Annotated in this window: 20 protein-coding genes; 3 read left to right on the top strand and 17 right to left on the bottom strand. The window is 71.5% G+C overall.

Going from position 1 to position 19,850, the window contains the following annotated elements:
• Nucleotides 1-203 precede the first annotated feature (203 nt).
• Nucleotides 204-614, top strand: coding sequence for a DUF2231 domain-containing protein (locus M3Q35_RS13595; protein WP_273942095.1), 411 nt, complete (start codon nt 204-206; stop codon nt 612-614).
• Nucleotides 615-671: 57 nt separating this feature from the next.
• Here M3Q35_RS13595 and M3Q35_RS13590 read toward each other — a convergent pair whose 3' ends face one another.
• The 12 genes from M3Q35_RS13590 to M3Q35_RS13535 all read right to left on the bottom strand — a co-directional run bounded on the left by M3Q35_RS13590 (nt 672) and on the right by M3Q35_RS13535 (nt 11,901).
• Nucleotides 672-2,219 carry a phosphoenolpyruvate carboxykinase domain-containing protein gene (locus tag M3Q35_RS13590; protein ID WP_379793938.1) on the bottom strand — a complete coding sequence of 516 codons (1,548 nt, stop codon included), beginning with the start codon at nt 2,217-2,219 and terminating at the stop codon, nt 672-674.
• Nucleotides 2,216-2,983 carry a hypothetical protein gene (locus tag M3Q35_RS13585; protein ID WP_273942093.1) on the bottom strand — a complete coding sequence of 256 codons (768 nt, stop codon included), beginning with the start codon at nt 2,981-2,983 and terminating at the stop codon, nt 2,216-2,218. The genes M3Q35_RS13590 and M3Q35_RS13585 overlap by 4 nt, the downstream gene beginning before the upstream one ends.
• Nucleotides 2,980-3,189, bottom strand: a complete 210-nt coding sequence (locus tag M3Q35_RS13580; protein WP_273942092.1) for a hypothetical protein — start codon at nt 3,187-3,189, stop codon at nt 2,980-2,982. The genes M3Q35_RS13585 and M3Q35_RS13580 overlap by 4 nt, the downstream gene beginning before the upstream one ends.
• Nucleotides 3,190-3,318: 129 nt before the next feature.
• Entirely contained in the window at nt 3,319-4,164 is an 846-nt protein-coding gene (locus M3Q35_RS13575) for a universal stress protein (RefSeq protein ID WP_273942091.1), read from the bottom strand.
• Nucleotides 4,165-4,168: 4 nt separating this feature from the next.
• Complete coding sequence (locus M3Q35_RS13570) at nt 4,169-5,683, bottom strand: hydrogenase large subunit (protein ID WP_273942090.1); 1,515 nt, start codon at nt 5,681-5,683, stop codon at nt 4,169-4,171.
• Nucleotides 5,680-7,152, bottom strand: a complete 1,473-nt coding sequence (locus M3Q35_RS13565; protein ID WP_273942089.1) for a proton-conducting transporter transmembrane domain-containing protein — start codon at nt 7,150-7,152, stop codon at nt 5,680-5,682. The genes M3Q35_RS13570 and M3Q35_RS13565 overlap by 4 nt, the downstream gene beginning before the upstream one ends.
• Nucleotides 7,152-7,814 (bottom strand): hypothetical protein, encoded by a 663-nt coding sequence (locus M3Q35_RS13560; protein ID WP_273942088.1) that lies wholly within the window; start codon nt 7,812-7,814, stop codon nt 7,152-7,154. Before M3Q35_RS13560 ends, M3Q35_RS13565 begins: the two co-directional genes overlap by 1 nt.
• Nucleotides 7,815-7,826: 12 nt before the next feature.
• Nucleotides 7,827-8,774 carry a respiratory chain complex I subunit 1 family protein gene (locus M3Q35_RS13555; protein WP_273942087.1) on the bottom strand — a complete coding sequence of 316 codons (948 nt, stop codon included), beginning with the start codon at nt 8,772-8,774 and terminating at the stop codon, nt 7,827-7,829.
• Nucleotides 8,771-9,025, bottom strand: coding sequence for a hypothetical protein (locus M3Q35_RS13550; protein WP_273942086.1), 255 nt, complete (start codon nt 9,023-9,025; stop codon nt 8,771-8,773). The genes M3Q35_RS13555 and M3Q35_RS13550 overlap by 4 nt, the downstream gene beginning before the upstream one ends.
• A complete protein-coding gene (locus tag M3Q35_RS13545) occupies nt 9,022-11,004 on the bottom strand; it encodes a proton-conducting transporter transmembrane domain-containing protein (protein ID WP_273942085.1) in 1,983 nt (660 codons plus the stop codon). Before M3Q35_RS13545 ends, M3Q35_RS13550 begins: the two co-directional genes overlap by 4 nt.
• Nucleotides 11,001-11,474, bottom strand: a complete 474-nt coding sequence (locus M3Q35_RS13540) for an NADH-quinone oxidoreductase subunit B family protein (RefSeq protein ID WP_273942084.1) — start codon at nt 11,472-11,474, stop codon at nt 11,001-11,003. The genes M3Q35_RS13545 and M3Q35_RS13540 overlap by 4 nt, the downstream gene beginning before the upstream one ends.
• Nucleotides 11,475-11,556: 82 nt before the next feature.
• Nucleotides 11,557-11,901: an ArsR/SmtB family transcription factor gene (locus M3Q35_RS13535; RefSeq protein WP_273942083.1), complete on the bottom strand. Its 345-nt coding sequence runs from the start codon at nt 11,899-11,901 to the stop codon at nt 11,557-11,559.
• A gap of 153 nt (nt 11,902-12,054) precedes the next feature.
• Here M3Q35_RS13535 and M3Q35_RS13530 point away from each other — a divergent pair, with 153 nt between their 5' ends.
• Complete coding sequence (locus tag M3Q35_RS13530; RefSeq protein WP_273942082.1) at nt 12,055-12,264, top strand: hypothetical protein; 210 nt, start codon at nt 12,055-12,057, stop codon at nt 12,262-12,264.
• Here the strand turns inward: M3Q35_RS13530 and M3Q35_RS13525 are convergent, their stop codons facing one another.
• From M3Q35_RS13525 to M3Q35_RS13510, 4 genes are all read right to left on the bottom strand, one after another.
• Complete coding sequence (locus M3Q35_RS13525; RefSeq protein WP_273942081.1) at nt 12,265-12,954, bottom strand: hypothetical protein; 690 nt, start codon at nt 12,952-12,954, stop codon at nt 12,265-12,267.
• A gap of 72 nt (nt 12,955-13,026) precedes the next feature.
• Complete coding sequence (locus M3Q35_RS13520; protein ID WP_273942080.1) at nt 13,027-13,362, bottom strand: ArsR/SmtB family transcription factor; 336 nt, start codon at nt 13,360-13,362, stop codon at nt 13,027-13,029.
• A gap of 394 nt (nt 13,363-13,756) precedes the next feature.
• Entirely contained in the window at nt 13,757-14,497 is a 741-nt protein-coding gene (locus M3Q35_RS13515) for a hypothetical protein (RefSeq protein WP_273942079.1), read from the bottom strand.
• Complete coding sequence (locus tag M3Q35_RS13510; RefSeq protein ID WP_273942078.1) at nt 14,482-15,510, bottom strand: lytic polysaccharide monooxygenase auxiliary activity family 9 protein; 1,029 nt, start codon at nt 15,508-15,510, stop codon at nt 14,482-14,484. The genes M3Q35_RS13515 and M3Q35_RS13510 overlap by 16 nt, the downstream gene beginning before the upstream one ends.
• A 501-nt stretch (nt 15,511-16,011) precedes the next feature.
• Between M3Q35_RS13510 and M3Q35_RS13505 the strand changes: the two genes are divergently transcribed.
• Nucleotides 16,012-16,665: a hypothetical protein gene (locus M3Q35_RS13505; protein ID WP_273942077.1), complete on the top strand. Its 654-nt coding sequence runs from the start codon at nt 16,012-16,014 to the stop codon at nt 16,663-16,665.
• A gap of 200 nt (nt 16,666-16,865) precedes the next feature.
• Here M3Q35_RS13505 and M3Q35_RS13500 read toward each other — a convergent pair whose 3' ends face one another.
• Entirely contained in the window at nt 16,866-19,649 is a 2,784-nt protein-coding gene (locus tag M3Q35_RS13500) for an ATP-binding protein (protein ID WP_273942076.1), read from the bottom strand.
• Nucleotides 19,650-19,850: the final 201 nt, after the last annotated feature.

Below are 19,850 nucleotides of genomic sequence, written 5' to 3'. Positions count from 1 at the left end.
TTCCGCGCAGCTCGGTGCTCCGCTCCGAGAAAGCTCCAAGATCGCCTCCTTACGGTGCGTCCCCGAGCCGCCGCGTACCGTGAGAACCCTTTCCTGGAGGACACCGATGGGGCCCACCACCATCAACGACCTGCCCGCGCATGTGCTGCTGGTGCACATCGTCGTGGTGTTCGTGCCGCTGGCCGCCCTGCTGCTCGTGTGCAGTGCCGTGTGGCCCGCCGCCCGCCGCCCGTCGCCGGCTCGGCATCGTCACGCCCGTCATCGCGTTGATCGCGCTGATCTGCGTGCCGGTCACGACCAGCGCCGGCGAGTGGTTGATCCGCCACGTGGAGGTGGACCCCCTCGTGCGGGCCCATGCCCATCTCGGTGACGGTCTGCTGCCGTGGGTCGGAGGACTGTTCCTGCTCACCGCCGTGGTCTGGGCCTTGCACCGCTACCGCGACCGCCTGGCCCGCCTGCGTTGGCTGCCGGTGGCCACCGTGGTCGTGGCCGTCCTCTCGGTCGCGGTCTCTGTCGGCTCCGTCGTCGAGGTCTACCGCATCGGCGACTCCGGCGCGCAGGCCGCGTGGCACGACAACTTCTCCGCGAACCCGGTCTCCAGCAGCCAGAAGTGACCGGTGGTCGGGGCGGGATGAGGGTGCTGGCGGGGTACGGGGATGCCCCGCCAGCGGTCAGGGGGTCGCCGCCAGTCGGCGGGTCAGCGCGTGCAACTCGTCGCGCAGCTCGGACGGCAGCCGGTCGCCGATCGTGTCGAACCAGTCCCGGATGAGCGGCAGCTCGGCTCGCCACTGGGCGTCGTCGACGGCGATCGCGGCCCGGACGTCCTCGATCGGAGCGTCCACATCGGACAGATCAAGCGCGGCCGTGGTGGGCACGTAGCCGATCGGGGTCACGAGGCCGGAGGCGGTGCCCTCGACGCGCTCGACAACCCACCGCAGGACACGGAGGTTCTCGCCGAAGCCGGGCCACAGCAGGCGGCCGTCCGCGCCGCGGCGGAACCAGTTGACGAGGAAGACCGCGGGCAGCGCGTCGGACCGGGTGCCCATGTCGAGCCAGTGCCGCAGGTAGTCGCCGAGGTGATAGCCGAGCAACGGCAGCATCGCCATCGGATTGCGCCGCACCACGCCGGCCTCGTCGGTGGACAGCGTCGCGCCGAGGAACACGCCGTGCTGCCAGTTGCGGGCCTCGGTGATCAGCGGCACCGTGTCGCCGCGCCGGCCGCCGAACAAGATTGCCGAGATGGGCACGCCCCACGGGGCACCACCGGTCGCGGCGACGGGATCGACGGCGTACAGGCGGCCGTCGTCGCCGAACCGCAACCGCGCGACGTCGTGGCTGAGCGCCTCGATCTGCCAGCCGGGACTGGTCGGCTCCGCCGTCGCCAGCGTGGTCCGACCGCAGCCCGGCGGGAACGCGGCGGCGATGAAGTGCGTGGTGCCCTCAACACCGGTCAGCTTGAGGATCAGCATGTGCTCGGCGAGCCGGCCGTCCTCGCGGGCCAGCGCCGAGGCGATCCGCAGCGCACTGCGTTGTCGGCCCAGCGACGGCGCGCCGTCGTGGCCTGAGCCATAGCTCCAGACCATCCGCTCCTCGGGGAAATAGCTGAGGTACTTGGTGTGGTCGCAGGGCCACGGCACGTCGGCCTGGCCCGGGGCCAGCGGGGCGCCGACCGAGTGCAGGTACGGCAGGAAATCGCGCTCGGCACCGTCGTAGTCGACGAAGCCGGCCAGCGCCGCGGTGCCCGTGCGGGCCAGCGCCCGCATCGACACAACCGTGTGGACGGAATCGGTGATCTGCACACCGAGCTCGGCGTCCTCGCCGAGCGGGCCGGTGCGGAACGGAACCACGTACATCGTGCGGCCCCGCATCGCGCCCCGGAACTGCTCGGTCAAGATGATCTTCATGTCGACCGGGTCCATCCACTTGCCGGCGGGCCCGGCGTCGGCGGGGTCGCGGGAGCAGACGTAGGTGTGGTCCCCGATCCTCGCGGTGTCCGCGGGATCGGCCGCGACGCGCAACGAGTCCGGTTCGTCCGGCGACGGCACGAGGGTGCCGGCGTGCACCAGCTGGGTGGTGAGCCGGTCCCGTTCCCGATCCGAGCCGTCGCACCACACCACCTGGTCGGGCGTGGTCAGCTCGGCCATCTCGCGTACCCACGCCAGCAGCCGCCGGTGGGTGGTCGGCGCCCGATCCAGGCCGGGGACGGTCGTGGTCATCAGAACTCCTCGGGCGTGGCGAGCGCGCGGACGGCCAGGCGCATCACCGTGCGTGTGAGCTCGGGATCGGCTGGGTCGGGCAGACGGTGGCCGAGCGCGGTGCACGCGGCCACCGCGTGCGCGCAGGCCCGGAAGGTGGCGGCGTCGGGCCGCGCGGCCGGGACCTGCCACAGCGCCCACAGCAGACCGGGCAACGCGAGCAACACCTGCGCCGGGTCGTGCACGGTGATCAGCGCCGGCCGACCGTGCCCTGGAACCGCGTCGAGCAGGGGCGTGCTTCCGCCGACCGGATCGATGACCGCGTCGGCGCCTCGCGCGACCCGACGCAGCGGGAAGGTCTGCGCGTCGCGTGCGCGCCAGCTGGTGATCTCGCCGACGCCGGCGGCCACCAGCACCGGCCGCAGTGTGGGGATCGCCGCCGACTCGACGATCACGACCCGGGCGTTCGCCGGCTCGGTGCCGGTCCGCGCGAGCATGGCGAGCAACTGGGCGGCCAACGCCACCGCGGTCATCTCCTCGCGCGTGAGGCAGGGGATGACCCACTCCGCCGACAGATCGGCCTGCAGCCGCCGGGCGCAGTCCTGGTCGGCACCGGCGAGGTAGACCGCCTCGACGTCGCTCGGCAGCTCCCGCTCCGCGTCGGAGACGGACATGACGACGGTGTCGATGCCGGCAAGCCCGCCGAACTCCGCTGTCTCGCGGCCGGTCGCGTCGACGATGACGGCCACCCGTGGCGCCCGGCCGCGATCCGCGCGTGCGGCGGTCATCGCGCCTCCTCGGCCAGGTGGGCCAGGACTTCCGGGTCGACCCAGTGCTGGACGTCGACGCCCTGGTGGCGGGCGAGGTCGACGAGGTCGGCCAGCCGTCCGGCATGCAGGCCGGCCTCGTAGGGGTGGCCGGCCTCCCGCGCTGCCCGCAGCGCTCGTTGCACGTCCTCGACCTGGCCGCGCAGCGCCGCGACGAACTGACTCACCGATCCCGACCCTTCGTTGGCTCTCGGTGGGCGACCCACCACCGTGAGGAATACATGGTCTGCGCAGTTAAAGATACGCGCAAGTCTGCAAGTGTGTGACTTCGGGGTGTCGAACCGGGAATGTCCCGATCAGCGGCAGTGGCCGTCGCGCACGACCAGGACCGGACACGGCGCGTGGTGCAGCAAGGCCCGGGGCACGGAGCCCAGAACCAGGCCGGTCAGCGGACTGCGGCCGCGACAGCCGACCACGACAAGCTGGGCGAAGCGGCTGTGGCCGAGCAGCGCGCGGGCCGGCCGCGCGGCGGCGATGACCCGCGTCACGTGGACTCCGGGGCGCCGGCGCACCCCGGCGGACAACCACTCGGTGAGCAGGTCGTGCTGCTCGGCCTCCACTTCCGTCCAGGCGATGCCCATGGCGGCGGCGATGTCGGCGTCGGCGGGCAGCGGGTGCCAGGCGTGCACGGCGAGCAGCGGCTCGGCCCGGCTCTCGGCCTGGTCGAAGGCGTGATCGAGGACGGCCTGGCACCGCGGCGTGCCGCACACCCCGACCACCACCGGCCCGCTCTGCGTCGGCCGGCCGCGGACGATGACCGCCGGACAATGGCCACCGGTGGCCAGCGCGAGCGCGACCGACCCCAGTGCCAGGCCGGAGAACCCACCGGCGCCGCGCGCGCCCGCCACGATCAGCCGGGCCGTCCGGGATTCGGCCAGCAGCTCAGTCGCAGGGTCGCCGAGCCGAACACAACTGTCCGGCCGCACGGCCGGTGCGGTCCGCCGCGCCAGGAAATCGGCGTCGCTCAGCCATTGCTGCCCCAGATCAGGTGTTCCCGTGCCAACCGGGGGTTGCACGTGCACCAACCGCAGCGGCACGCTCCGCCGGGCCGCCTCGGCGGCGGCCCACCGGACCGCGTGCAGCGCGGACATCGACCCGTCCACACCCGCCACGATCGGCGGCCCGCTGGCATGGTTGCTCATCGCGCTACAGGTCGTTGCCGGCGTAGGAGAGGTTGAAGCTCTTGTTGACCAGCGGGAAGTCCGGAACGATCGTGTCCGCCAGCGCGACCGGCAGCGCGGGCCAGTTGAAGTAGCTGGGATCCACGATCTTCACGCGGGCCAGCCGGCCGTCGGCGGCGAGTTCGACGCGGTGCACGACGGTGCCGCGCCAGCCCTCGACGATGCCCACCCCGGTCCCCGAGACGGCCGGGCCCGGGCCGGCCTCGCCGCTGTCTGTCTCACCGCTGTCGGCCTCGTCGAGCAGCACGGTGATCATCGCGATGGACTCCTGGATCTCGCCCGCCCGGACCAGGAACCGGGACAGCACGTCGCCGTCGGTGCGGCCGTGGATGGTGCGGGGCAGCGGGGCGGGCCGGAACGGATGGTCGTGGCGGGCGTCGAGGCTCAAGCCGCTGGCCCGGGCGACGTAGCCGAGCGTGCCGAGGTCGGCGGCCTGGGCGGCGGTGAGTACCGCGGTGCCGGTGAACCGGTCGTTGACCACGCTGTGGTCGACCGCGAGGGCGACGACCTCGGCGACGTCGACGCCGATCGCCGCCAGCGCGCCGGGATCGGGCGAGCGGACCAGGCTGGTGGCGCCGGGGCGGATCGCGCCGCGCAGCAGCCGATGACCGGTCACCTCGTCGTTGATCCGCAGCAGTCGTTCCCGGATCCGCTGGGCGTGGGCGTTGAGGATGCCGTGCCCGACGTCGTTGCACAGCGCGCCGATATCGGTGACGTGGTTGTACAAGCGTTCCAGTTCCAGCAGGATCGCCCGGTTGCGGCGGGCCGCGGCCGGGACGGGGATGCCGAGGGCGTCTTCGACCGCCAGGCAGAAGGCCAGGGTGTGGCCGACGGCGGTGTCGCCGCTGACCCGTTCGGCGAGTTCGACGGCCTGGTCGGCGCGGCGGCCCTGGAACAGCTTCTCGATGCCCTTGTGCACGAACCACAGGCGGGCCTTGAGGTTCAGGATCGTCTCGCCGACCACGGAGAACCGGAAGTGCCCCGGCTCGATCAGGCCGGCGTGCACCGGCCCGACCGGGATCTCGTACACGCCGGGGCCTTCGACGGTGCGGAACGGGTACGGGCCGTCGACGTCGCCGAACGCGGGCGGGTCGCCGGCGTCGGCCAGCATCGGGTACCAGCCCTTGGGCCAGTGGAAGTGCCGGACCAGCCGCCGGGGCAGCGGGTGGTCGTCGGGCACGATCCCGTACAGGTCACGCATCTCGCGTTCGAACCGGCCGGCGGCGAAGGACATGCCGGCCAGGCTCGGCACGCGCGGGGACTCGCGGTCCAGCGGCAGGTGCAGCTCGACCCGGTGGTCGGTGGCGGCATCGGTGAACAGATACACCGCGCGCAGCTGATGGCCGTCGTCGTGGCCGGCGATCAACGCGACCCGGTGGCCGGTGTGCAGCAGCGACGAGGCCCGGTCGGGCAGCTCGTCGGCGGTGACGGCCTGGGCGGTGCGGTGGTGGCCGACCAGGTCGCCGAAGGCGCGGGTCATGGTGCTCCCGTCACGATGGTGGCAGCGGTGTGCAGCAGGTCGTTCAGCGGCGCGGCGGTGACGCCGAGCGCCGCGCAGACCACGAGCCCGGCCAGCAGCGCGGTGGCCGGGACACGCGGCGGGGCCGTGGCCGCGCCGGGGCCTTCCGGCGGCGCGCCGAGCAGCATGCGGCTGGTGTGTGTGACGAGGGCGGCGGCGATGACCAGCACCAGCAGCAGGGCCACGGCGGTGGCCCAGCCCAGTCCCGAGGCGAAGCCGGCGCGGGCGATGCCGAGCTCGCTGGCGAACAGGCTGAACGGCGGTAGCCCGATGAGGGCGAGCACGCCGAAGCCGAGGCATCCGGCCAGCAGTGGCTGGCGGACCGCCAGGCCGCGGACCTCGCCGATCCGGCTGGTGCCGGTGGTCTGCAACACCCGTCCGGCGCCGAGGAACAGCACGGCCTTGGCCAGGCCGTGGCCCAGGATGTGCAGCAGCACCGCGGCCACGGCCAGCGGGCTGCCGACAGCGGCACCGAGGGCCAGCAACCCCATGTGCTCGATGCTGGAATAGGCCAGCATCCGCTTGTAGTCACGTTGCGCCAGCAGCAGCGACGCCGCCAGCAGCAGCGAGGCCAGTGCCATGACGACCAGCAGGGCACGAGCGAATCCGGTGCCGAGCGCGAGGTCGGAGATCGTCTTCACGCGCAGGATCGCGTAGAAGGCGACTGACAGCAGCACTCCGGACATCAGTGCCGACACCGGCGCCGGGGCCTGGGAGTGCGCGTCGGGCAGCCACGCGTGCAGCGGCGCCAGCCCGGCCTTCGTGCCGAACCCGATCACGAGCAACGCCACCGCGATCCGGGTGACCCCGGGGTCGAGCGTGTGCGCACCAGCGACCAGCCCGGCCAGGTCCAGCCCGGACGCGCCGGGGCTGTGCAGCGCGGCGTAGTTGAGCAGCAGCGTGCCCAGCAGGGCCAGGGCGATGCCGGTCGAGCAGATCACCACGTACTTCCACGCCGCCTCGACCGCCGTCCGGCTGCGTCGCTGCCCGACCAGGAACGCGGTGACGATGGTGGTGGCTTCGATCGCGATCCACAGCACCCCGAGATCGGCGGCCAGCACCGCCAGTGCCATCGCGGCCAGGAACGCCTGCACGAGCAGGCTGTGCCGAGTCGCGGTGCGCGGACTCGCCCGGCCGGCCCGGATCTCCGTGGCCAGGTGGGCCGGGGTCGCGGCGGTGGCCAGCAGCCCGACCGCGCCGATCACGATCAGCATGAACGCCGACAGCGCGTCGACACGCAGCAGACCAGCCAGCGCCGTGTACGAGCCGGTCGTGGCGACCTCGACGGCATCGCCGATCGCGGCGGCCAGCACCAGCGCCGCGCTGGCGGCGCTGAGCCACGCCGTGGCCGGCCGCCATCCGGCCAGCAGGAACACCAACGCCCCCAGCACCGGCACCAGGACCGGGGACAGCAGCAGCACCGTGGTCATCAGTCGTGCAACTCCCGCAACTCGTCAAGATCGGTGTCGCCGAAGGTCTCCCGCATCCGGCTGGCCAGGATCCGCAGCACCAGCACGGCCAACAGCACGTCGAGCGACACACCGAGCTCGACGATCAGGCCGATGCCGGCGGTGGTGAGGAATCCGACAGTGGTGATCCCGTTGTCCATCAACAGAAACCCGACCAGCTGCGACAGCGCGCGGCGACGGGTGACCAGCACGAAGAACCCGATCAGCACCACCGTCACGCCGACCGGGATCGCGCGGGTGGCGGTCGACGGCTCGAGGGCCACCAGCGGCTGGGAAACGGCGTAGGACAACAGGGTCAGCAGCGCCGCCGCCAACAACGAGGCGGCCACATTGACCACCGGCCGGGTCTCGCGCCGCGCCGGCCCGGCCTTGGCCAAGGCCCGGTGCAGCAGCCAGGGCAGGATCCCGGCGCGCAGCACCAGAATCCCGACCGCGACGCCGCCGACCTCGGCCGATCCCTCGTGCGCGGCGAGCACGCCGACCAGCGTGGCCAGCGCGATGCCCTGCGCGGCGAACACGCCGATGATCACGGCCAGCTCGCGCCGCCACAGCACCAGCACCGCGGTCAGCAGCAGCCCGCCGCAGGCCAGGTCCAGCAGCTGGACGTAGGTGCCGTCACTCACCAGGACTCCTTGTCAGGCCAGGAAGAACGACGCGGCCACGGCGAGCAGCGCCAGCAGGAAGGAGCCGGCCAGCAACTCCGGGACGCGGAACAGGCGGAGCTTGGCCAGGAAGACCTCGCCGGCCGCCAGCAGCCCGCCCAGCACGGTGACCTTGACGGCCACTGCGATCACCCCGCCGAGCACGGCGAGTGGCGCGGCGGTGGTGGCGATGCCCCACGGCACGAACAGGTTGGCCAGCAGGCCGAGGAACACGCTCAGCCGCATCGCCGAGGCGAGTTCGACCAGCGCCAGGTCCGGTCCGGCGTACTCCAGCACCATCGCCTCGTGCACCATGGTCAGCTCCAGGTGCGTCGACGGGTTGTCGACCGGCAGCCGGCCGTTCTCGGCCACGATGACCACGGTGAGCGCGACGGCGGCGAGCAGGCTGACGGGGGAGATGACCCGGGACGGGTCGTGCAGCGTCGAGGACACGATGGCGGCCAGGTTGGTCGACCCGACCCGTACGGACAGCGCGAAGATGGCCACCAGCAGGGTCGGTTCGACCAGCGCGATGATGGTCATCTCGCGGCTGGCGCCCATGCCGCCGAACGCGGTGCCGGTGTCCAGGCCGGCCAGCGCGAGCGCGACCGTGCCGGCGGCCAACAGGGCCACCACGGCGAACAGGTCGGCGACCGGGTCCAGCGCGGAGTCGGTGGTGACGAACGGGACCACGACCGCGACGACCAGGGTGGTGGCCACCAACACCATCGGGGCGAGCCGGAACACCTCGCTGGTGCCGCGCGGCGTGATCGGCTCCTTGCCGAACAGCTTGCGCAGGTCGCGCCACGGCTGACCGATCCCGGCGCCGGCGCGGCCTTCCAGCCTCGCCCGCACCTGGCGCATCACGCCGACCAGGAACGGGGATCCCGCCACCACGACCAGTGGCTGCACGACGCCGCCGACGACACCAGCCACGCTCATGCCGTCGCCTCCGGCTCGTCGGCATGGTCGGCGGCGGCCAGCAGCGCCGCGGCCACGGCCCGGGCAACGTCCGGCAGCAGCCGCACCGTGGTGAGGCTGATCGAATCCCGCGCGGTGAGCGCGACATGCCGCAGGTCGGGCTGGCCGGAGACGACAAGGCCGTCGCCGTCGTCCTCGATGAACGTCCACAATGGACCCGACGGCAGCTCCTCGTCGGGCGCGGGCAGGTGGACCGTCACGCTGCGGTTCACCGGGTCACCACCAACAGGATCAGCAGTCCGCACATGGTGTAGAAGCCGTAGCCGAGGTACCGGTGCACGCTGCCGGTCGCCAGCCGGCGGCCGGCCGCGCCCCATGCGGCGACCAGCGCCAGCACCGGTTGGTAGAGGCGGCGTTCGATCCGGTCGGGCACCCGGCGCCGGTACTCCACGGCCTCCACGAGATAGCTGGACTCCTGGGTGTGCGTGACGTCCACATCGGTCTCCGGGGCGAGCACGTCGTCGAAAACCCGCTGTAAGGGCTCGGCGAAGGAGGTCGCGGTGTACTCCATCCGGGCCGACAGCGGGCCGGCGCCGCAGTCCCACAACCGCGCGGTCCGGCGCGCGGCGGCCAGCCGCAGCACGGCCATCACCAGCACGATCGCGGCACCGAGCGCGATGGCCAGCATCAGCGGCGACAGCGAGCCGGCCGCCCCGACCAGCTGGATCGTCACCACATCGGTCTGGGTCGACCCGGCGACGCGGCCGATGGCCGGCAGCACGAGCGTGGGCAGCAGGGCCAGCCCGACACAGGCCAGACCGGCGATGCCCATGCCGATCAGCATGCTGGCCGGGCTTTCCGAGGCATCCTCGGCGGCGGCACTGCGGGGACGGGCCAGAAACCCCACCCCGAAGGCCTTCACGAAGGTGGCCACGGCCAGGCCGGCCGTCAGCGCGACCGCGGCGACGGCCAGCGGCATGGCGATCGCGGTGATCACCCCCGATGCGGGCAGCCCGTGGATCAGCGCCTGCAACAGCAGCCACTCGCTGACGAACGCCGTGCCCGGCGGGAGCGCGGAGGCAGCCAGCGCGCCGAGCCCGAACGCCGCCGTGGTGGCCGGCATCGACCGCCGCAGCCCTCCGAGGGCATCCAGGTCGCGGGTGCCGGCGCCGTGCAGGACCGACCCGGCCGACAGGAACAGGACCGTCTTGAACGCGGCGTGGTTGACCAGGTGCAGCAGCGCCGCGGCCAGCGCCAGCCCGGCAAGGACGCGGTTCCCGTCCGAGGCGAACATCCCGGCGGCGCCGACCCCGACCAGTGCCAGGCCCATGTTCTCGGTGGTCGAATAGCCCAGCAGCCGCTTCAGGTCCGTGCTCATCGCGGCCTGAAGGATGCCGTAGACCGCCGACACCGCGCCGAGTCCGAGCACCACGGCCCACCACCAGCGCGGGCCGCCGCCGAGCAGGTCGAAGCCGACCCGCACGATCCCGTACACGCCGAGGTTGACCATAGCCGCCGACATGAGGGCCGACACGTGGCTGGGCGCTTCCGGGTGGGCCCGCGGCAGCCAGGCGTGCAGCGGCACGATGCCGCCTTTGGAACCGAATCCGGCCACGGTCGCCAGGAACACCGTGGCTGCCACCGTCGGCGACAGGTGGGGGCCGGCGGCCCGCAGCGCGGGGAAGGAGTCCCCGGTCGCGTGCGCGGCCAGCACCAGCAGGCCGGCCAGGATCGCGATCAACCCGAGGTGCGTCATCACGGCGTACCAGCGGCCCGCCGCGGCCACTTCGGGCCCGCGCTGGTGCTCGGTGACCACCAGCAGCAGCGAGAACAGCGCCATCAGTTCCCAGCACACCAACAGCGTTCCGACGCTGCCGGCCGCGACGACCAGCAGCATGGCCACCACGAACAGCGGGAACACCGCCTGCGCCAGACGGGCGGTGTGGCGGGCGTAGCCGATGCCGTAGATGCCGGCGGCGACGGCAACCCCGCCGGTCACGGCCAGGAACAGCCCGCCCAGGGCGTCCACGGTGATCACCACACCGGACAGCGGCAACAGGTCGGGCAGGTCCAGGTCGACTGTCGTGCCGGACAGCGCTGAGATCCCGGCCGCCGTGCCCGCCGCGCCGCAGACCGCCGTCCCGACGCCGACCACCGCGGCCCGGATCCGTTGCGGCACAAGCATTGCCGCCACGGCGGTGAGCAGTCCGACGGTCACGGCGACGCCAAGGCCGACACCGGTGGGGTTCATCGGCCGGTCAGCTTCCGCAGCGCCTCGGTGATCGCCTCCGGCCGCGGCGGGCAGCCGGCGATCTCCACGTCGACCGGGATCACGTCGTGCACCGCGCCGGCCACCCCGTAGGCGCCGGCGAACACGCCGCAGTCACGGGCGCAGTCGCCCACCGCGACCACCGCCTTCGGCCCGGGAACCGCGTCGTAGGTGCGGCGCAGCGGTTCGGCCATGTTGCGGGTGACGGGGCCGGTCACCAGCAGCACGTCGGCGTGCCGGGGCGAGGCCACCAGCCGGGCGCCGTAGCGCTCGGCGTCGTGGACCGGGCCGAACGCGGAGGCGATCTCCACCTCGCACCCGTTGCAGGAGCCGGCGTCCACGTGCCGCACCTGCACCGACCCGGGGAAGGCGCGCTCGTGCGGCGCCGGCCGCGCCGGCGCCGGCTCCGCGACCCGCCCGGTGCGGCGGATCTTGTGCCACAGCCTCAGCACCCTGGTGCTCCCATCGTGGTGGATTTCGGGAGCGGTCACCCCGCCCGGCGACAGTGAGGAGGACTGGCGGGGTGACCGCGGCTCAACTTCGCCCGGGGCCGCCCGGCGTGCGCAGATCAGCCAGCAGCTCGACCTGTCCGGACAGCACGCCGGTGAGGATGGATCGGGCGACTGCGAGCAGCTCGGCGACGTGCGGGCTGGTCAGCGAGTAGTAGACGGTGGAGCCTTCCTTGCGGGTGGCGACCAGCCCGGCGCGGCGCAGCACCGCCAGCTGTTGCGAGAGATTCGCCGCCTCGATCCCGACTTCGGGCAGCATTTCGGCGACGGCGTGCTCACGCTGGCTGAGCAGCTCGAGCACCCGGATCCGCGCGGGATGCCCGAGCGTCTTGAAGAACTCGGCCTTGAGTTGGTAGAGGGGCCTGGTCATCCGCACCCTCCTCGCAGGGTCGCACGCTTCAGCAGTTGCGAACATTAGCAACTTCGAGATCGTGACATGGCGCGGGGGTCGCACGATACGTTAGTTGCGAAAGTCTGCAAGTATTGTGAGGATGGGGTGTGTCGGCGACCGAACGGAGGGGCAGTGAGCGCGTTCGTCGCGACCTTGCGCACCCAGGTCGACCTCGCCCAGCGGGCGTTGGCCCAGGCGCGGGACGTCAATGAGGTGCACCGGCACAGCGCCCGGCTGCTCGACCTGCTCGAACGGGCCGCGGCGCACGGCGTGGACACCGCCGGCTGGGTTCCGGCCGATGTGGTGTCCGCGGCGTCGGTCGCCGCCGGGAACGGGACCTGATCACCGGCCGATCGCGCGGCTGGCCATGGTGAACACCGTGTCGCATAGTTCGGGATCGTCCTGATCGGGCAGCCAGCGGTGGGCCGGGGTGTGGGCGGCGAGGGCGAAGGCGCAGGCGCGCAGGACGTCGAACTCGGGGCGGGCGCCGGGGTGGGCGAGCAGGGCGCGGACGAGTCCGGGTAAGGCGAGCAGTGGGTAGGCGGGGTCGTCGGCGGCGATCAGGGGTGGTTGGCCGGTCTCGGTGGAGGGTAGGACGACGGGTACGCCGCCGCCGAGGGGGTCGATGACGGCGTCGGAGTGGTAGGTGATCTGGCGTAGTGGGTAGCTGAGTGCGTCGGTGGGTTCCCACGAGACGATGTCGCCGATGCCGGCGGCCAGCAACAGTGTGCACAGCGTGGGTATGGCGGTCGACTCGACGATGACCACCCGTGCCGATGCCGGTGTTCGGCCGGTGCGGGAGAGCAGGACCAGTAGTCGTCCGGTGAGGCCGACGGCGGTCATTTCCTCGCGGGTGAGGCAGGGGACGTCGGTGAACTCGGCCTTGCGTCGGCGGGCGTGGGCTTGATCGACGCCGCCGAGGTAGATGGCGTCGTAGTGGCTGGTCAGGGGCACGATGTCGAGGCCGGGGATCTTTTCCGGCAGCTCGGTGTCGGCGTCACCGATGATCGCCACGCGCGGCGTGTGTTCCATCGGTCCTCCAACTGCCCTGCTCCATGCAATTGAAGATTATCGCAACTCTTTCACGCCGGGCTGTGGGGGTGCTTACGCCTCGGCGGGCTTGCGGAGGTCTTCGAGCAGCTCGACCTGCCCGGACAGCACACCGGTGAGGATGGAGCGGGCGACGGCGAGCAGCTCGGCCACCTGGGGACTGGTCAGCGAGTAGTAGACGTTGGAGCCCTCTTTGCGGGTGGCGACCAGCCCGGCGCGGCGCAGCACGGCCAGCTGCTGGGAGAGGTTGGCGGCCTCGATCCCGACTTCGGGCAGCATTTCGGCGACGGCGTGCTCACGCTGGCTGAGCAGCTCGAGCACCCGGATCCGCGCGGGATGCCCGAGCGTCTTGAAGAACTCGGCCTTCAGCTGGTACAGCGGCCTGCTCACGCCGACCACCACGCCCTCGTCGTCATGCCGCAATTCTCCCTGCCGCCGCCGTGGTTCGGATCAACGACACCCTGCTTCCGTGGCCGGACACCGAAGTGGAGGGCCTCGGGGCGTCAAGAAGCCCGAGCAGGCTGGTCCGGTGGTGCTGGCCTTGTCACGGCTTGCGCAGGTTTGAGTCCCCGGTGTGGCCCGGCCGTGCCGTCGCCGGACCGCTACGGCCCGGGCACGACGACCGTGAATGCGGCGGTGTGGAGTTGGCCGTTCAGTTGGAACTGCGCGAACAGTCGCCAGGTCCCGCTCTCGGGGAACAGCACGTTCGCCGTCGGCGTCGCTGTGTCGTCCCTGCCGGTCGAGAAGATGTGCGCGGAGGCGAGGTCGCCGGCACGGAAGGCCGTCAGATGCGCGTAGCCGTCGAGGAAACGGTCGATGTGCTGGACTGCCTTGCCGCCGCTGGTGATGCTGATGCGCAGGGTGAGGCCACGCCGGCCGTCGGCTTCCCAGCCAAGGACACCGTGAATCCGTCCACGGTCGTGCTGTTTTCCGCCGGTGGCAAGGGGACGTCCGGTTCGCTGCCCGGAATCGTCAACCTCTGCGAGAGCGTGTAGTGCAACGGCGTGCCGTGAGCGGAGTCCGGCGCGGCGAACGTAACGAACGCCCGGTAGGAGCCGGGGTGCAGGGCCGGCAACCGCCCCCGCCAGGTCCCGTCCTGCTGCATGGCCGGATCGAGCAGGTGGTAGCTGGACAGGTCCGAGCGGACGAGGTAGCCGACGACGAGCCTGCTCTCGTACGGCTGGTAACGGGTCACCGCCCTGCCATCGGATCCGTTGATGTGGAACGTGAAGGTGTCCGCGGACAGGTCGGTGGGCACGAAAGAGTACCCGCCCTGGCTGGCCGACAGGCCAGTGTCGCTCGGTGCGGCGTCGGCGATCGCGGGCGCGGTCGGGGCACTGGGCATCCCCGTCATCCCGGGCATGTCCGCCATGTCCGACGCCCCGTGACCGGTGTCGGTGGCCGGCGAGGTGGTGCAGGCGGCCAACGACGCGACCGCCGCGGCCACCATCAGGACGGCGGCGTGGCGGCGGCGCGGCTGGTGAGCCGCGCCGCCGCTGGTCTCGGTGGTCACGGACTCTGGCACGAGATGCTGGTGGGCACCGTGGTGGAATTCGTGGTGAGGCCGAACGTGGTGCTGCTGCCGGCGGGTAGGACGCGGTTCCAGTCCGCGGATGTGACCGTCGCGAGCGATCCGGCCTGGGCCACCGTGCCGTTCCAGGCGCTGTTGATGGTCTCGCCGTTGGCCAGCACCCAGCTGACCGTCCAGCCGTACTGGGTGGAGGTGGTCGGGTTCGTCACGGTGACCTGGGCCTGGCTTCCGCCCGGCCAGGTGCTGGTGATCGCGTAGGTCGCGGCGCACGGTGTGGTGGTGGGCGGTGGCCCGCTCGAGCCGATGCCGGTGACCTGTCCGTTGCCGCCGTCGAACACGACATCCGAGCAGCCGTAGAAGGTCTCCGAGCTGTCCGACCGCGCCCACACGGAGTAGATCATGTGATAGCCGGTCTTGTTCGCCGGCAGCGGGGCGTTCCAGTAGTAGTAGCTGTTGATGCTGCCGGGGTTGCCGACCGAGGGCGGGTCGGTGGCCGAGAAGAACGGCGTGGTGTTCATGTCGGCCCAGGTCAGCGGCTTGCTCGGGTCCCAGCCGTCCTTGGTGATGTACAGCCGGAAGGTGCCCGGGTGGGCGGCCCACTTGTTGTACCGGAACTGGATGGTGGCCCCCGAGGTCAGGTGCGTCTTGGGCCAGCTGTCGCTGACCACGTCGAACCCGGAGAAGTCGTAGTAGTTGCTGTTGCCGCTGCACAGCTTTCCGTCCGGGATGAAGCCGACCGTGCCTCCGCTGGTGGCGCCGCTGCGGTTGCCGACGGCGAACCAGTTGTACAGCGGTGTGGTGCCGCTCTTGGCGACCGCCGCCTGGCACGCCGGGTTCTGCGGGATGATCTGGCCGGTCGAGGTGATTCCGTCCTCGTAGCAGAGGAAGGTTCGGCTGCCGGCGACCGTCATCGCGCCGTGCGCCTGCGCGGGGGCCGCGGACAGCAGGACTGCGCCCAGCGCCGCGAGGGCCGCGAGGATTGCTCGTGTTCCGTGTCGTCTCGTCACCGTTGACGGCCCTCCCCGGGTAGTTGGAACGATCGGTATGCGCGATCGTAGGGAGGATGGGTGTCACCTCGGGTCTACGCGCGTTCACGCCGCCCCCGAGTCCTTGTCGGGAATCGGTGTCGGCGCAGCTCGGACGCGTGGACTGAGCCGATCGCCTGCTCCTTCGGCCGGGCGCAGTGGTGAAAGTTTCAGGATCGGGCGGACGCGTGCCCGTTCTCCAAGCTCGCGCCCAAGTCTGCTTACCGGAGTAACGAGTCGGTGATTCGGCGTTTTGATCATGCTTTTGACCGTGGTTGAATTCGCATCCCAAATGTGGATGCATCGAGCGGGCTGGGTGCGTTGTCCGTGGTGGGCTCGTGGCGGCGCCTGGTAGCGCTCCAGCTGATCGTCACCAATCCGATACCCAAATGCGCACAGGACGTTCTCGTCCATGGCCGGCGTGGATCATAGAGTCGCGTGACTCTTGCTCTCCCCTGGCTGATCAGAGAACGGGAACGACGGATGACATTCACAGCGCGACGGTCGTTCGGCATCGGCTCCGCAGTGGCCGTAGCGATCGGCGCCGCAGTTCTGCTCGCCGCCCCTGCTGACGCACACACGCCGAGCGTGACGGCGGGATGCGTGGACGGGCAGACGACTTTGACCATCGACCTCAAGGACTACAACGGCAGTCACCCGAACACGGTGTCGGCCACGGTCCAGCCGGACGGTGTGGCAACGAAGACGAGCCTGGTCGACACCACGTTCCAGGACTCCTACCACGCGACGTTCCACGACGCGAAGACCATTCCGAGCGACGTGGCCGAGACGTTCGTGGTCACGGTGAAGGCGTGGGACGACGCCAACGGCAAGAACGGCTGGTCGTTCACCAAGACGCTGCCGGCCAAGGCATGCCAGCACAGCACGCCGCCGTCCTCGACGACGGCCACCACCACGACGACAACCTCCACCACCACGGCGACCACGACGCCGGGGTCCACGACGACCACCACCTCGGTGGCGCCGACGCCGACGACGACAGTCACGTCGGTGGAGAACGCCGCGTTGGCCAACACCGGGGTGAACTCCGGCGCGCTGATCGCCATCGCGGCCGGACTGCTCGTGCTCGGCGCGGGCCTGCTGTTCGCGCTCCGGCTCGTCGCTCGCCGGCGGTAGTCGGCCACTCGTGAGGGCCGGCGGTCTGACCGGATCGCCGGCCCGACGACGGCGTCCAACCGGTCATCTCCACCTGCTCCACCGCTGCCGGCCAGCAGTGGCCACCGCCGGCGTGACGCACCGGACGCCCGCCCGATGGTCGCATTGCGGAACACTGTCCGCACTGCGTTCGGCTCGAAGGCAGCCTCAGGAACCGCTGATCACTCCGCCGCCGATCGCTCGCCGGCCAGGCGGGCGATCTCGGCGCGAGAGTGCGCGCCGAGTTTGGCCAGGATGTGCGACACGTGGGTCTGCACGGTGCGGCGGGACAGGAAGAGCTCGGCGGCGATGTCCGGATTGGACTGTCCGCCGGCAACCAGTCTCGCCACCTTCAGTTCGGTTGCCGTCAGGGAATCCCAGCCGGCGGACGGGCGTCGCCGTGGTCCGCGTTGGCCTCGGCGCACGCCGAGCGGCCGGGCACGTGCGTCGGCCCGGATCACGTCCCACGCGGCGCCCAGGGTCAGGTACACGTCCACGGCTTTGGTGACCGTGCGCAGCGCCGCCGCCCGATCGTCGCCGGCCATCAGCATGGCGGCGTCCTCAAGGGCGTTGCCGAATTCCAATGGACGTCCGGACTTGTCGAAGTGATCGGCGACGGCGAGCACGGTGTGCGCGTCGCCGGCCAGCAGTCCTTGGCACCACTGGGCTACCGCCGCCTTGTTCGGCATCGGTTCGCGCTCGCCGTCGGCCTCGATCTCGATCAACCTGGCGGCGGTGCGCGCCGTGTCCGGTTCACCGAGTGCCATGGCCAGCCGGACGAGCTGCGGCGACCAGCGTTGCCGCCAGGTCTGATACTTCTCGGCCCGCTCGGGATCGAGGGTTTCCTTCAGCACGGCGAGGGCCTGCTCGGGAAGCCCGGCCCGCTCCGCGGCCAGGGCACGGGCCCGGACCAGCAGGATGGAGTCGGCCTGGGTGAGGTGCTGCTCGACCGCGACGGTGTCGTCGCGGTGCCCGGCGATCAAGGGTCGGCAGCCGCCCACCCGCTCCCACAGTTCCGGCCACGCGTCCCGTGCGGGCAGATGCTCGGCCGCCGCCTCAAGCGCGGCGATCGCGTCGTCCCAATGGCCGGAGGCGAACAGGCAGTCAGCCGCCGTGGTGTAGACGGTGCACAGCCGAGGCGTCCCGATCCGCTCACCCAGGTCGATCGCTTCCCGCATGGACGCTTGCGCCTGCGGCCACTGGTCGAACTCGGCGAGGAAGGCGGTCTGGTTGATCAGCAGCAGCTGCCGCAGGTCGGCAGTTCGCGGATCGTCGCCGATCACGGTCAGGCCCCGCCGGATCGCGCGCAGCCCGGCGGCAGTGTCCCGCTGCCGCAGGCGCACCTGGCTCACCTCATGCAGCGCGTGCCCGATCGCCACCGGGTCACCTGAACGCTCCGCCTCGGCCAGCGCCTCGTCGACGGCCTCCGCGCTGTCTCGACGGCCGTAGCGCCGGCCCCTGGCGCTGACGGCCAACAGCCGAGCTCGCCACGTCGGCGGGGTCGCTGCGTCCTCCAGCGCCGTGTCCACGACCCGCCTCGCCTCGGCGAACAGCCGTGAGCGTTGCAGGGTCCGGGCCAGCGTCCAGCTCATCTCGGCGACCAGATCGGGCTCGTGGGAGTATGCGATCACGTGCCGGGCCAGCCGCTCGGTCTGTTCGCGGTGCCCCAACGCGAAGGCCGCGATCGCCAACAAAGCCTCCAGCCGGAACCGAAGCGGGTCGTCCGACGGCAGTTGGTCCACCGCCGATTCGAGGAGCTGCGCGGCAACCTGCGGGGCCTGTTGCGTCAGCGCGGCCCCGCTGCGCACAAGCCAGTCCGGGATCCAGCCGGTCAACGCGTCAGGCGCAGCCAACAGCTGGGCGGCGACCCGCCCGGCCGGAGCGCCCGTGTTGACGAGTGCGCGCGCTGCCTCCTGATGTAGCGCGGAGCGGAGCCCGGCGGGGATCGCCGCGTACAGAGCCTCGCGGATCAACGGATGCCGGAACGCCAGCCGGTCGCCACGCTCGGTCAGAACGCCCGCCGCCATCGCCTCGTTCACGCCGTCAACCAGCTCGGTCGCCGCGCGGCCGGAGACCGTCGCGAGGTCGGCGACGGCGAACTCGGCGCCCAGCAGCGCGGCCAGCCGGAGCTCCTGCACCGTCGGGTCGGACAAAAAGCCCAATCTGTCGGCGATTGCGAGGTTCAACGACTCGGGTGCCCGTGCGGTATGCGAGATCAGTTCGACGATGTCATCGGATTCTTGCTCGACCTGGTGCTCCCTGACCAGGGCGTCCACCAGCTCGCGAACGTACAGCGGATTGCCGCCGGCCTGCTGCGCCATCGCCAGCAATCGAGGGCCCGCGGTGCCGACCATCCCGGCGACCAGATCGGCGATCCGCTGCGCCGGCAACGGTTTCAGGGTCATGACGTCGGCCCCGTACTCGACCAGCGTCCGACGCAGACTGGCTACCTGCGTCCGGCGCGGCACCGGCCGGGACGTCCCGACCAGCAGCAGCGGCAGCTGGTCGACGGCACGGCTGAGCCGGCCCCACACCAGCAGGCTCGCCTCGTCGGCCCAGTGCAGATCGTCCAGTACGAACACAACGGGCGACAGCGCGCACAACTGGTCGACGAGGACGAGCAGGCGCTCGAGGGCCGCCAGCACCGCGTCGCCGGCGGTGACCGGCCCCGGCGCGACATCCTTGGCGACGACGGCTGCCTGTTCGTCAGCGGCCAGGCAGTCCAGCAGGGCCCGCAACGGGAACCGGCAACCGAGCTCGTCGCCCACCGCCCACAGCACCCTACAGCCGCGATCTCGCGCGCCGGCCAACCCCATCGTCACCAGCGCTGACTTGCCGATGCCCGGTTCGCCCTCGACCAACACCGAACGCCCGCGACCGCCGACGACGCCGGACAGCAGCGCACGGAAAACGTCGAGTTCGGCCTCGCGGCCGACGAACACCTCCGCCTGCTGGCTCTGGCGCACGACGCGAGCGTAGTCCCGAACGGCGACGTCGTCTCGTGGCGACGGCACCTCAACGATCAAGCTGCCCCGGCGGCAAGGTCCCTCGGACAAGGGACACGAAGCCGGGCGTCGAAAGCTCCTGCGGGGCAAGCACATCAGCGGTCCGTGACAGGATCATGCCCAGCCACGGCCGGAGGTTGGCCGTGTCCCCGACCTCGACGT

It is taken from the genome of Kutzneria chonburiensis, from assembly GCF_028622115.1.
Classification (GTDB): Bacteria; Actinomycetota; Actinomycetes; order Mycobacteriales; family Pseudonocardiaceae; genus Kutzneria; species Kutzneria chonburiensis.
Note: the sequence above shows the minus strand (reverse complement) of the source record. Positions and strands in the feature narration are given on the sequence as shown.